The 13,240-nt window shown below is 75.3% G+C and carries 12 protein-coding genes; 2 read left to right on the top strand and 10 right to left on the bottom strand.

The window, feature by feature from the left end:
- Positions 1-243 precede the first annotated feature (243 nt).
- Positions 244-630 (top strand): cold-shock protein, encoded by a 387-nt coding sequence (locus tag LWC33_RS33440; protein WP_233308718.1) that lies wholly within the window; start codon positions 244-246, stop codon positions 628-630.
- A gap of 99 nt (positions 631-729) precedes the next feature.
- On the opposite strand, the gene LWC33_RS33435 is transcribed toward LWC33_RS33440, so the two are convergent.
- From LWC33_RS33435 to LWC33_RS33390, 10 genes are all read right to left on the bottom strand, one after another.
- Positions 730-1,062, bottom strand: a complete 333-nt coding sequence (locus LWC33_RS33435) for an EthD family reductase (protein ID WP_233308717.1) — start codon at positions 1,060-1,062, stop codon at positions 730-732.
- Between the two features lie 56 nt (positions 1,063-1,118).
- A complete protein-coding gene (locus LWC33_RS33430) occupies positions 1,119-1,928 on the bottom strand; it encodes an endo alpha-1,4 polygalactosaminidase (protein ID WP_233308716.1) in 810 nt (269 codons plus the stop codon).
- 23 nt (positions 1,929-1,951) lie between these two features.
- Entirely contained in the window at positions 1,952-2,617 is a 666-nt protein-coding gene (locus tag LWC33_RS33425; protein ID WP_233308715.1) for a spherulation-specific family 4 protein, read from the bottom strand.
- Entirely contained in the window at positions 2,614-4,080 is a 1,467-nt protein-coding gene (locus LWC33_RS33420) for a hypothetical protein (protein WP_233308714.1), read from the bottom strand. Before LWC33_RS33420 ends, LWC33_RS33425 begins: the two co-directional genes overlap by 4 nt.
- Positions 4,077-5,960: a GT4 family glycosyltransferase PelF gene (gene pelF / locus LWC33_RS33415; protein WP_233308713.1), complete on the bottom strand. Its 1,884-nt coding sequence runs from the start codon at positions 5,958-5,960 to the stop codon at positions 4,077-4,079. Before pelF ends, LWC33_RS33420 begins: the two co-directional genes overlap by 4 nt.
- The gene (locus tag LWC33_RS33410) at positions 5,957-7,975 is read right to left on the bottom strand and encodes a hypothetical protein (RefSeq protein ID WP_233308712.1); all 2,019 of its coding nucleotides are present in this window, start codon (positions 7,973-7,975) and stop codon (positions 5,957-5,959) included. The genes pelF and LWC33_RS33410 overlap by 4 nt, the downstream gene beginning before the upstream one ends.
- Positions 7,976-7,978: 3 nt before the next feature.
- Positions 7,979-8,908, bottom strand: a complete 930-nt coding sequence (locus tag LWC33_RS33405; protein WP_233308711.1) for an NAD-dependent epimerase/dehydratase family protein — start codon at positions 8,906-8,908, stop codon at positions 7,979-7,981.
- Between the two features lie 240 nt (positions 8,909-9,148).
- A complete protein-coding gene (locus LWC33_RS33400; RefSeq protein WP_233308710.1) occupies positions 9,149-9,634 on the bottom strand; it encodes a DUF2771 family protein in 486 nt (161 codons plus the stop codon).
- Positions 9,635-9,643: 9 nt separating this feature from the next.
- On the bottom strand, positions 9,644-11,446 hold the full coding sequence (locus LWC33_RS33395) for an MFS transporter (protein ID WP_233308709.1): 1,803 nt from the start codon (positions 11,444-11,446) through the stop codon (positions 9,644-9,646).
- A gap of 63 nt (positions 11,447-11,509) precedes the next feature.
- Complete coding sequence (locus tag LWC33_RS33390) at positions 11,510-12,304, bottom strand: glutaminyl-peptide cyclotransferase (RefSeq protein ID WP_233308708.1); 795 nt, start codon at positions 12,302-12,304, stop codon at positions 11,510-11,512.
- Between the two features lie 72 nt (positions 12,305-12,376).
- Between LWC33_RS33390 and LWC33_RS33385 the strand changes: the two genes are divergently transcribed.
- On the top strand, positions 12,377-13,240 hold an 864-nt coding region (locus tag LWC33_RS33385; RefSeq protein WP_233308707.1), incomplete at its 3' end, for a DUF3027 domain-containing protein.

Here is a 13,240-nt window from a genome sequence, read left to right as displayed (position 1 = left end):
GGGAGAAGTCCGTGGACATCCTCGACCTCGGCGAGGCCGCCGCCGTCCGCAACGCCTGAGGCGGGGCGCAGAACGACGGTGCGCAGCACCGTCCGCGCGACTAGGCTGTGACGTAGCGCGTCCCGGTGTCGCTCGGCGAGCCCACCACCCGTGTGCGGCGGACCAGGGAACCCGGGGCGCGTTCGTCGTGCGCGGGGCGTACGGCGGGACTGTGCGGTACCGAACGAGGAACGGGTGAGCAGGGTGCCGACCGGCAGGGTCAAGTGGTACGACGCCGAGAAGGGCTTCGGGTTCCTCTCCCAGGACGGGGGCGAGGACGTCTACGTCCGGAAGGCCTCGTTGCCCGCGGGCGTCGACGCGCTCAAGGCCGGGCAGCGGGTCGAGTTCGGCATGGCCGAGGGCAGGCGTGGCCCGCAGGCGCTGTCCGTGCGCGTGGTCGAGTCGCAGCACTCGGTCGTCGAGGCCAAGCGTCGCCCGGCCGAGGAGCTGCACGGCCTCATCGAGGACATGATCAAGCTGCTGGACTCGCGGGTCCAGCCCGACCTGCGCCGCGGCCGCTACCCCGACCGCAAGACGTGCAAGCTCGCGGCCGAGGTGGTGCGGGCGGTGGCCCGGGACCTGGACGGCTGAGCCGGCTGAGGCGGCTGAGCCGGCTGAGCGGCTGAACACCGGGTGACGGCCGTGCGCGGCCAGGTGGTGCCGGAGCACCACCCGCCGCGCACGGGGCGCTCAGCCCGGCGTGCCCTCCACGGGCTCGCCGAGCGACACGGTCAGGCTCACCCCGAACCGCTCGATGATGTCGCCCGCGCACTGCCGCATCGCGGCCCACTCCGGGGACTTGGTGCTCTCCTCGTACGCCGCCTTGTCCGGGAAGCTCATGATCGCGATGCGGTAGGTGGCGGGCTCGCCGCCCTCCAGCCCGTCCGCGGTGCGCGTGGTGACGATCGAGGACAGGTGGGGGACGGCGGAGGCGCGCGGCACGTGGGTGGCCGCGTAGTACTCCTCGAAGGCCGTCTCGTCCTGCGGCTGCGGTGCCGACCAGAACGCGTAGAGGGTGTACATGACGTCTGCTTAACAGACGTTCGGCGCCAGGGACAGGTCTCCCGGCGACAGGGCCGCTAGGGGCAGGGTTCGCGGGCCGCCGTGAGGTCGCGGGGCTTGCGGATGGACTCGAAGCCAAGGCCCGTGGTCCGCGCGCAGAAGGCCGACGTGCCCAGGCCGTACTCCACGTGCAGGACCGGCTTGCCGGCCCGGACGAACGGTTCGAGCTTGGCGCACTCGTCGTACTGGGCGCACTGCTCGTTGACGGCGAAGTCGAAGTCCGGCTCCAGCTCGGCCACCTGGTCGAGGTCGTTCTTCAGGCCGATCGTCAGCGACCGTTCGTGGGCGAGCCGGGCGACGAGCCGGTTGTAGGCCAGCTGGTCCCCGCCGGTCAGGTCGAAGCCCGAGTCGTTGGTCCAGCCGTCGACGTTGTCGGCCTCGACGCCGTCGAACCCCTTCTCCCGGCACAGGTCGAAGCGGCTCGCGAGGAACGGTTCGAGCAGGTCGGTGCGACGGACGTCGTACCAGAACTCGCCCGGCCAGTCGTCGAGCTCGGTGCCGCGCACCTCGGCGGGTAGCGCCGCGGAGTCGGCCCGCCAGTCCTCCGACGCCCCGACGTTGACGTAGCAGATCACCGTCCGCCCGCGCGCCTTCAGCTCCTCGACGACGGACTCCGGGGTGTCGAAGAGGTCGACGACGAACGTCCTGGCCGGCACGGAGGTGTCGACGGCGCCCTGCAGCTGGTACTGCCAGCGGGTGTCGCCGCTCGTCGCCGCCTCGGACCCGGGCTGCGCCTCCGAGGTGGGCTCCGCGCCGATCGAGCACGCCGCGGACACCGCGATCGAGGCGGCGACGCCCGCGACCCTGCGCAGCATCCGCACCAGCACCGCCCCTTCTCCGCCGCGTGGGTTCACGCCACGACCGCCGACCCGGACGAATGCGGCAATCCGGCCCACGGGTTCGGGAGCCTACGGTCGGTGACGTACGCGTGGTCGGCGCCGGCCTGGAGCATCCACGAACGGGTGGCCTCGATCATCCCTGTGGGTGTGCCGTGCACCAGGTGCCAGGTCCTCGCCCGGTGGTCCCCGGTCTCGACCGGCCGCTGCGCGCGATAGGTGTCCCAGGACCCCTCGAAGGTGACGACGACGTCCGCGATTCCCAGATACCCCTCGTCCGGGCGCACCCCGGGGTTGAGCAGCAGCGGCCCGAGGCCGGCCGCGCGCAGGTCCGCCGCGAGCGCGGCGTACGCGGGCAGGTGCTCGCGGCCCGACGGCACCTGGTCGGCGAAGACGCCGCGGACGCCGTACCGCTCCCCGTAGGCGCAGGCCTCGGCGAGGATCTCGGCCGCCGGCCGGGCCCCGTACGCGGTGTCGACGTACCCCGCCACGACCAGCCCGGGGATGTCGGCGAGCGCGGCGCGGGCGCGCCGGTAGGCCGGGTCCGTGCCGCTGCCGACGCCGGACGCCGGGTTGATCACGACGATCCCGACGGCGCCGGCCCGCGCCGCCGCCACGAGGGCCGTCCAGTCCGCGGCCTCCCGGTCGGGGTGGAAGTACGCCGGAACGCCGTCGTTCATCGGTGGTGCACCGGCGTGCCGGCGTGCCGCCGGACCAGGACGGCGTGGACGACCAGCAGGACCGTGGCGACGGCGCCCTGCCAGACGATCGCGGTGACGTCGGCGACGTCGTGGTCGGCCACGAACTGGAAGGCGAGCAGCGCCACCACCGCCGTGCCGGTCGTCCGCAGCACCGTCTCGATCCGGCCGAGCAGGGTGAGGACCATCCCGGAGAAGACCGCCGCGCCCAGGACCAGGTAGACCACGCCGAGGACGACGTAGCGGATGTCCTCGAGGTCGAACAGGGCCGCGCTCAGCCCGCCCAGCGCCACGGTGATCGCCGCGAGCGCCGCCGTGAACTGCAGGTGGGCGCGCAGCATGGCCCTGCGCATCCGGCCGGCGAACTCCGCGGTGGTCCGGGACCCGGCGAGCAGCCGCACGGCCGCGGCCCGGTGGTCGTGCAGCAGCGTCTCCGCCACGCCCATGCCGAGCACCAGCGGCAGCGCGGCGAGGGTGACCGAGAGCGGCAGCGAGTCGTAGTTGCTGACCGCGAGCTCGAACAGCGCCGGGTACAGCACCAGCACCGCGACCATCAGGCCGTACGCCACCTGCAGCACCGCGGTGAGGTAGGTGGTGCGCGGCAGCGGCTGCTTCGGCCGCGCGGCCCGGCGGGTGGCCAGCACCGCGAACACCAGGGCCAGGAGCACGGTGGCGGCCAGCCAGCCGAGCTCCCAGCCCCGGCCGGGTTCGCTCGGGCCGGCGATCGGCGCCGCGATCTCACCGTCGACGGCGTTGAGCAGCGCGCCGACCCCCGCCGGCACGAGCGCGATCAGCAGCCGCGCCTCGTTGCCGGTCATCAGCAGGGTGGCGGCGGAGAGCAGGTAGACCGTCTGCCCGACGAGCAGCGCCACCGTCCCGAGCGTGACCTGCATGGTCATCGTCCAGACCAGCGACCCGAACACGGCGACGACGGCGACCACCGTGGCCGCCGCGGCGCCCCCGGCGATCGCGCGGCGGAGGAAGCGGTGGGCGGCGGGCACGTCGAGCGCGCCCAGGTAGGACCAGGCGACGTAGGTGACGCCGTACCCGAGCGCCCAGCTCAGCGCGAGGCCGCCGATCAGCAGCCCGGACTCCACGTGGTCGCCCGCCGGCAGCAGCGACAGCGCCACGAGCGCGGGGATCGCGTACAGCAGGCCCCGGATGTGGAACCAGGGGCTCGCGCCGGGGCGGTGCGGCAGCCCGGCGGGCGGCGGGTCCGCCTCCGGCTCGCTGCGGGGGCGGTCCGCGGTGGCGGCGCCGGCGTACCCGGCGAGGGCGAAGACGTCCCGGGCGCCGTAGCGCTCCCGGGCGACCCGGTCGTTGATCCCGACGCTCTCCAGGGTCACGGCGACCTCGGCGGGGTGGGTCGAGCTGGTCGCGGCGTCGGCGAGCTCGGGCGAGAGCGCGGGGCGACGCGGGCCGGGGACGAAGGGCGTGCGGCTCATCCGGCCTCACCCACCCGCACCCGCTCCTCCGAGGGGCGAGGCGCCGGCGGCCGCACCGGTCCGCGCGGCCTCCGCGCCGGGCGCGGTGCCTGGGCCGGGATCCGGCTCCGCGGCGCGACCGGGGTGAGCCGCGACGTCGGCGGGTCGAGCGGCTCCGGGACCCGCACGAGCCGGGAGGTCGGCGGGTCGAGGGCCTCCGCCTCGGCAACGGTCGTGATCAGCGAGGTGGGAACCTCCACGGGCTCCTCCTCTCCGGCGGCCGCGACCGCGGTGATCCGCGAGGTCGGCACCTCCACCGGCTCCCTCCCGGCCGCCTTGACGGGCGAGGCGGGCTTGACGGGGGAGGCGGGCTTGACGGGCGCGGGCGGCCCCGAGAGCCGCACGGCGGCCCGCACCGACACCGCGGGCGCGAGGGCCCCGGCCGGCACGGGCAGCTCCACGCTCGGCGCGCCGACGTGGACCGGCAGCGGGCGGCGCCGGGCCAGCGAGACGTAGACGGACCGGAAGTTCTCCGCGAACCGCTCCAGGGTGAACAGCTCGAGCGCGCGCCGGCGGCCGCGGCCGGCGAGCTCGTGGCGGAGCTCGTGGTTGCGCAGCAGCCGGATGCACGCGGCGGCGAAGGCGGGGGCGTCGCCGGCCGGGACGACCAGGCCGCCGTCGCCGACCGCCTCGGCCATCCCGCCGACGTCCGTCGCCACCGTGGCGCGCCCGGACATGGCCGCCTCGATGATCGTGAGCGGCAGCCCCTCGGACTTGCTGGACAGCACCACGAGGTGCCCGCGCCGGAACGCCTCGGTCACCGGCGAGATCGGACCCTCGAACGTCACCGCGTCCCCGAGCCCGAGCTCGGCGACCCGGGCCTGGCAGCGCCGCGCGTAGTCCTCGTTGCCGGCCGGGACGCCGCCGAACAGCCGCAGCCGCGCCGCCGGGATCGCCCGCCGGACCTGCGCGAACGCCGTGACCAGCAGCTCGATGTCCTTGAGCGGGTCGATCCGGCCGACGAACGCGACCGTCGGCTCGGCGGGCTCCTCGGTGAGCAGCGGCAGCGCCGCCGGATCCACGCCGTTGTGCATCGTGCGGACCCGCTCCGGCGCCGCGCCGCCCCGGCGGGCCCAGCGGCCGTTGAAGCCGGAGACCGGGGCGACGAGGTCGGCGTGCCGGTAGCAGAGCTCGGTGAGCCGCAGGAAGAACCGGATCTGGGCGGCCCGGGCGGCCCGGGAGTCCCCGCTGCGGCGGATCGCCAGCATGCGTTCCCGCAGGTAGACGCCGTGCTCGGAGAGCAGCACCGGGGTGCCGTGCGCCCACTTCGCGAGCAGCCCCATCAGCGCGCCCGGCCCGTTGGCCGTGGCGTGCACGAGGTCGGTCTCCAGGACCGGCATGCCCAGCGGGCGCAGAAAGTGCTCCATCAGCTCGGTGACGGCCAGGGCGTCGCCGACCGAGAGCTCGTCGTCGGCCCCGGCCCGGTGCCGCGCCCAGACGTCGACGAACAGGTCGACGGCGCGCTGCCCGCGCAGCAGCGGGACCAGCGGCGTGTCCGCGGCGAGGGCGTGCAGGGCGCGCACGGCGGACTCGAAGCCGGCCGCGGAGTGCGGGCCGTCGCCCAGCATCGCCTCGAGCAGCTCCTCGTAGGCGATCGCGAAGCGCGACCCGACCGCGCGGGGCACCCGCCGGGCGCGCGGCGGCGGCGCCCACAGGCCGATCCGCTGCACCGCCGTCACGTTGTCCGGCACGGTGAAGACGGCGGGCTCGCGGCCGGACCCGGACAGCGCGACGACCTCGAACGAGACCTCGGGCAGGCCGCGGATCAACTGCTCGCACCACCCGCTCACGCCGCCGGGCTGGATCGGGTAGGTGCCTTCGGTGACGAGGGAGACCTTCATCGCTGTTCCTCGCTGGTGGTGGGCAGGGTGAGGGTCCGGGGGCCGTCCGCGGCGAACCAGCCGGAGCGGACGGTGCCGTAGGCCTCGCCGAACTCGCCGGCACCGTCGAGGCCGGTGCCGGGCGGGGCGGTCAGGGGGACGTCCACGTGGCCGTCCGTGGAGACGGTCACGACGCCGTCGACCACGTAGGCGTCGACGCGGCCCTCGCCGACGGCGCGGGCGAAGGCCGCGCGGCCGTTCAGCACGTCCCGGGTCGCGGTCATGGTCGGGACCAGCAGCGGCCGGTCCTCGGTGAACAGCGCGCGGTAGCCGCCGAGGACCCGCTCGAGGATCGGGTAGATGGTGCGGTCCTCGGTGAGCTGCGGCTGGTGGACGTAGTGCGGGCGCGGGTCGTTGGCCATGACGTGCCGCAGCGCGAGGTCGGCCTCGGCGGCCACCACGACGTCCCGGAACCCGGTGACCGGGTCGGCCGGCGCGATGCAGCTGCCGTCGGCCTCGCAGGTGCCGTCGCCGCCGTCGGCCAGGGAGGTGGAGATGACGTTGTACTGGTCGACGGTCTCGGCCTCGGTGGCCGTGTTGAAGTCCAGGTTGATCGGGTGCCGCGGCACCGTGTTCGCGCCGCCGACCATCCGCTGCTCCGCCTCCGACGAGGCGTCGGAGGCCAGGGTGAGGATGCCGGTGTCGTCGAGCGCATCGGCGAGGTTGGGGTTGTCCTCCGGCATTCGTGGCGGCTTCGCGAGCCCGCCGTGCTCGCCGGTGACCAGCTCGGCCTCGTCGATCGGCAGCCCGTGCCGTCGGGCGAAGTCGATGTTGAGCCGGATCTCGTCGGCGATGGCGCGCTCGCCGACGTGCCGGGTCCAGCCCAGCAGCGGCACCTCGTCGCATTGCCACGGCGTGACCGAGAAGTCCCGGACGCAGCCGAGGTAGAGGTGCGACCAGGTGTGGTTGATCCAGCCGAACTCGCCCTTGGCGGCGACGAGGGCCTCGGTGAGCGGGTCGGCGGCTCCCGGCGCGGCCGCGACGCTGCCACTGCCGTTGTAGGCCAGGTCCATGCGGAAGCCCTTGCGGCGCTGCCAGTCCACGGCGAAGGCCACGTCGTCGGCGGTCATCCGGATGAGCGGGCGCGGGCCGACCTCCGGCGGGCAGTCCGAACCGGCGGTGCAGTTCGCCTCGGGGACCCACCGGGCGTTGGGCAGCAGGACGTCGTCGATGTGCACGGCGAACCAGGCGCGCTCCAGGCCCAGGTGCACGCCGCGGGTCAGCCAGCGGATCATGCCCGGCGCGAGCACCTGGAACTGCGACGCCTCGGACCGGTAGCCGACCGTCAGCACCAGCTCCTCGCGGCCGCGGTCGCTGCGGACGCCCGCGACGGTGAGTCCCCGCGCGGCACCGGGCACGTCGACGGTGACCAGCGGCCGGAGGCCCGGCAGCGGCCGGGCGGCCTCGGCCCAGCTGTCCGGGTCGGGGCTCGGGTCCTCGAACGGGACGGGGCCGCGGGCGTAGCCGAACTCGGCGCCGAGGGCGTCGGCGCCGATCCGGCCGGACAGGCCGTCGAGCGCGCCGCGGAACGCCGGCTCGTCCGTGCCGGCGGCGGGCCCGCCCGGCGCGAGCGCGGAGATCTGCCGGACGTCGAAGCGGCGCTCGAAGGCGTGCAGCGCGGCGAGCTCCGCCGCGGACAGCTCCTTCGGCGCCGGGCCGGGCAGCACGACGCCCTGGAACTTGGCGCGCGCCCGGCCGTCGACCCGATCGGCCAGGAAGGCCGCGTCGATCCGGGGACGCGCGGGATCGGCCAGGTCGACGACCTGCACCGGCACGCCGGTGGTGTCGAGCGCGTCGTGGAAGGCCTCGACCTCCCGCGACCCGTCCGTGACGACGAGGACCTGCAGGTCGATCCGGGCGCCGGTCGAGGGCGGCCGGGCGGACGCCGGGGCGGGGCCCGCGAGCAGCAGCGCGGTCACGAGCAGCACGACGGAGGCGGCGAGGCCGAACGGCCGCCGCGTGTGTGCGAGGAACACCGGTTACCGACTCCGCATCCAGTCGAGCGTGCGGCGCAGGCCCTCCTCGAGGGCGGTCGGCTCCGGCAGGCCGAGGTCCCGCCGGGCCTCCCGGACGTCGAGGCAGCTGCGCTGCACCTCGCCCGCGCGGGCGGGGGCGAGGACCGGCTCGGCGAGCGCGGGGTCCGCACCCGCGGCGCGGACGACGGCCGCGATCAGCTCGCGGATGCTCACCTCGCGTCCGGTGCCGACGTTGTAGACCGGCTGCAGCGGGCCCTCGGCCTCGGCCGCGGCCAGGTTGGCCCGGGCCACGTCGCCGACGTAGACGAAGTCGCGGGTCTGCGCGCCGTCGCCGAAGACCGTCGGGCGCCGGCCGGCGAGCACGGCGTCGCAGAAGATCGCGATCACGCCGGCGTCGCCCTGCGGGTCCTGGCGCTCGCCGTAGACGTTGCCGTACCGCAGGGTGACCACGTCGAGTCCCTTGGCCCGGCGGAACCAGTCGGCGTAGGTCTCGACGCTCCGCTTGCTGAGCCCGTAGGCCGAGAGCGGCTCGGTCGGGGCGGTCTCGGGCGTCGGCACGGGCGCGTCCGGGCCGTAGATCGCGCCGCCGGTCGAGGTGTTGACCACCCGCCGGGCCCCCGCCGCGTGGGCGGCGGCGAAGACGTTGACCGAGCCGACGACGTTGCGCCAGGCGTCCTCGGCCGGGTCGGCCATCGAGGCGCGCACGTCGATCTGGGCGGCCAGGTGGAACACGACGTCGGGGGCGAAGGCGGCGAGGCGTCGGTGCAGCGCGTCGGCGTCCCGGATGTCGATCTCGGCCAGCTCGGCGCCCGCGCCCGGGCCCTTCAGGTTCTCCAGGCTGCCCCGGCTCAGGTCGTCGACGACGAGGACCTCGGCGCCCCCCGACGCCAGGCGCTCCACGATCGACGAGCCGATGAAACCGGCTCCACCCACCACTACTGCTCGCGTTGTCGCGGCCACGAATCCCCCCGGGTCGCTGTCGGCGGCTGACCGATATGGGCAGTTTCAACCGGTTCAGCCCTCAGGATCCCCATCGGGCGGTAAGTGCACTCTGTTACGACCCTTCTGGCGAGTGGCGCCGTTCGGTCGCGCGAACCAGACGTTCGGCCTCCCAAAGGGCCGGGCGGAGGCGATCAGAGGGGTCGAACGGGTGAGAGATGGGCGGCGCCCGGCTCAGTGCTGGGCGACGAGCACCCAGGTCGCGCGGGCGGGGTAGTCCAGCTCACCGGTGTCCGGGTTGGCCACCGGCGCCGCGCCGAGCAGCTGCACCTGGGCGGTGCCGAGCACATCGCCCGCGTCGGGAAGCGTCAGCGTGTAGCTGGTCTGCGCCTTCGGGGCGAAGACAGGGCTCCGTCCATCCGTGCGCTGCCCGTCCGGGCCGGTGTAGGAGAAGACGACCGACCACGGCGCGTCGGAGATCTCCTCGGGCACGGACACCTCGAGGGGTGTACCGGCCGGGACGGCGAGCCGGGCCTGGGCGGCGTCGTCGTTGCTGCAGTTCTTCATCTTGACGTCGCAGTACTGCGCGGGCCCGATCGTCTGCGTGGCCTGCCCGGCCGTCCAGGTGACCTGCGGTTTCGCGTCGCTCCCGCACCCGGCCGACGCGAGGGTGGCGGTCAGGGCGAGGGCGGCGAGCAGGCTCCGGCGGGTCCGGGACACGCCCCCAGCCTACGGAGCCCCCGACGCGGCCTCCGACGGGGCGGGCCGCCGCTCCGGCAGCGGCTCGCGCAGGCCCAGGCCCGGGACCAGCGTCCGGCCCCGCCACACGAGCGCCGTCTGGATGCCGAGGACCGCGACGACCGCGGCCACCACCCCGAAGCCGAGCCGGAACCCGCTGTGCGGCAGCAGCACGCCGAGCGCACCGCCGAACACCCAGGCCAGCTGGAGCACGGTCTCGGAGCGGCCGAAGGCCGACGCCCGGGACTCCTCGGGCAGGTCGCGCTGGATCACCGCGTCGAGGCAGACCTTGGCCAGCGCGCTGCCCGTCGCGGCGACCAGGCCGACGATCGCGGCGGTGAGGATGCCGGGGAGCACGGCGGCCGCCGCGGCGGCGGCGCACGCGCCCGTCACGCAGCCGATCACCATCGCCTCGGCGCGCCCGAAGTGGATCCGCGAGCCCACGCCGTTGCCGAGGAAGGACCCGGCGCCGGCCGCCGCGCCGACGATGCCGATCAGGTAGAGCTGCTGAGCGGCGTCGCCCTGCGCCTGCTGCTTGACGACGAACGCCACGAACAGCGTGAGGAAACCGGTGACGACGCGGGCGGCGCCGTTGCCCCACAGCGCGACCACGACCGAGCGGCCCACCGGGCGGCGGCGGGACCGGCGCGTGCTGCGCAGCCGGGCCGGCACCTCGCCCGCGGTCACCTCCACCCAGCGCGGGATGCGGCTGCACAGCAGCGCACCCACCACGCCGAGCGCGGCGGTGTAGTAGAGCGCCCCCGGCGAGCCGGACAGGTAGGCCACGCCGCTGGCGATGCCGCCGAACACCGCCCCGGCGAGCAGGCCGAACGTGGTCAGCCGGGAGTTCGTGGTGGCCAGGGTGATGCCCTCGGGCAGCACCCGCGGGGTCACCGCGGCCTTGAGCACGGTGAACGACTTGCTGAGCACCATCGCCCCGAGCGCGGCGGGGTAGAGGACCCAGTTGTCGTAGTTCAGCGCCATGACCACGGCGAGCACCGCCCGGCCGAGCATGGCCACCGCCAGTGCCGCGCGCCGCCCGCGTTGGAGCCGGTCGAGCAGCGGTCCGATCACCGGGGCGACCACGGCGAACGGCGCGACGGTGATCAGCAGGTAGAGCGCGACGTTGGTCTTGCTCTCCGCGGTGGCCGCGGCGAAGAAGAGGGTGTTCGCCAGCGCGACGGCCACGGCGGCGTCGACCGCGTAGTCCATCATCGAGGCGTAGGTCAGCGAGGTGAGGCCGGAGCGGTCCGCGCCGTCGGCCGTCGCCGCGCGGCGGAAGGTGTTCACCACGGCACCGGTGAGCTGGCGGCTGCGCAGGGCGGCGACCCGGGTGACCGTGAGCTTCTTGGGCATCCGCGGGTGCGTCCGCTGCTCGGTCGGGCCGGTCCGGGGCTCTTCGTTCTGCCCGGTCTGCCCGGGCTTCCTGGTCTCCCCGGTCCGCCCCGGCTCCCCGGTCTCTGCGGTCTCTCCGGGCCCGCCGGTCGCCGCGGTCCGCGCGACAGGAGGTGGTGCGGGTTCGTCCGGCTCCCCGGCCGGGGCCCGCTCGATCCACTCGGCGAACCGGTTGGCCTCCGGCTCGCGGCGGTACTCGGCGGGGTCGTAGTCCGGGTCGTCGTGCCACGGGTAGCGGCGGCGGACCGTCGGAACGTACGGCGGGAGCTCCGACTGCGCCGTCCCGGGCGCGTCCTCCGCCGCGGCCTCCGGCTCGGGCCGCTGGTACGGGGTGCCGTCGGCGGTCGCCCAGCGTCGCGCGCGACCGCCCCGCCGACCGGTCCGATGATCGCGCGCCATGCCCTCATTCTGCCCGCCGGACCGGTCCCGCGCGGGCGTCCGGTCCGGTGATCACGTCACGCGTCACCCGGGTAGCCGGACCCGGAAGGCGGCGGGCCAGAGCTTGCCCGTGAGGAGGTACTCGTCGCCGCTCAGATGGGCGATGCCGTTGAGCACGTCCGTGTTCGCGCGGCGGGCGGGGTCGAGCAGCCCGGACGCGTCGACGACGGCGGTCACCGCGCCCGTCGTGGGGTCGATGCGGACGATCCGGTCGGTGCGCCACACGTTCGCCCACACCGCGCCGTCGACGCACTCCAGCTCGTTGAGGTCCGGCACGGGGGCGCCGTCGAGCGTGACCGCGACCGAGCCGGTCTCGGCGAAGGTTCCGGGGTCCTGGAAGCGCAGACGCTCGGTGCCGTCGGACCGCACGAGACGGCCCGGCTCGGCGCACAGGCCCCAGCCCTCGCCCGCGATCGGGACCTCCCGGCGGAGCGTGAAGGTGGCCCGGTCCCACTCCAGGGCCACCCCGTTCTGCCAGGTCAGTTGCCAGATCGACGACCCGACGACCGTGATCCCCTCGCCGAACAGGCCGTCGGGCAGCGGGACGGCACGGCGGACGGCGCCGGTGGCGGCGTCGAGCTCGCGGAGCTCGGACCGGCCGACCAGCCCGGTGCCCTCGTAGAGCGTGCCGGGGTCGTCGGGGGAGAGCTCCAGGCCCTGGGTGAACGCGGTCGGGTCGTGCGGCTCCTCGCCGAGCACCACGGGCCGGACGGCCGGTGCGGACGTGAGCGGGTCGGACGGGGCCGCAGCGGCGCAGGCCGCAGCACCGGTCGTCACGGCGACCACCGCGGCGACCAGACCCAGCAGCACCCGGCGCATCGCCCGAGATCCTGCCGCAGGGTGCCGGGACGGCGCTCCGGCAGGCCGGGCCCGGGTGGCACAATCGTCCCGATGAGCGCGATCACCGGGATCGACCCCGAGACCAGCCCCGCGGACGCCCCCGCGGCGCCCGGCCCGCTGGCCGGGGCCGTGGAGCGCGCCCGTGCCGCCGCCGTCGAGGAGGCCTCGGCCGACATCGGCGAGCACGCCGGGGCGGTCGCCGTCGGCGAGCACCTCGGGTTCGTGGTCGAGGACGAGGCCTCGGTGAGCCACCACTTCGCCGCCGACCTCGCGGGGTACCGCGGCTGGCGCTGGTCGGTCACGCTCGCCGCCGTCGCGGACGGGCCGGTGACCGTGAGCGAGGTCGTGCTGCTCCCGGGTGGGGACGCGCTGGTCGCGCCCGCCTGGCTGCCGTGGCAGGAGCGGGTCCGCCCCGGCGACCTCGGACCGGGCGACCTGCTGCCGACCGACCCGGACGACTCCCGGCTCGTGCCCGCCTACGTGGCGTCGGACGACCCGGCCGTCGAGGAGGTCGCCGTCGAGGTGGGGCTCGGGCGTACCCGCGTGCTCAGCCGCGAGGGGCGGCTGGAGGCCGCCGACCGCTGGCGCGACGCCCGCGGCCCCCGTTCCGAGCTGGCCCGCGCCGTCACCGAGGTCTGCGGGACCTGCGGGTTCTTCACCCCGCTCGCCGGGTCGCTGCGCGGCGGCTTCGGGGCGTGCGCCAACGAGTACTCGCCGGCCGACGGCGCGGTCGTCTCCGTCGAGTTCGGGTGCGGTGCGCACTCGGAGCTGAAGGTGGAGCAGGGCTCGCCGGTGCACGTCTCCGCGCTGGTCTACGACGACGGGGTGGACCTGGAGCGGGTGCCCACCGGCTCCGCGGCGACCACGTTAACGAAGGATCCGGCCGAGAGCACCGCCGGCGAGGCCGCTGCAGAG

This window comes from Pseudonocardia terrae, from assembly GCF_021343995.1.
Classification (GTDB): Bacteria; Actinomycetota; Actinomycetes; order Mycobacteriales; family Pseudonocardiaceae; genus Pseudonocardia; species Pseudonocardia terrae.
This window is presented reverse-complemented; position numbering and strand designations above follow the sequence as displayed.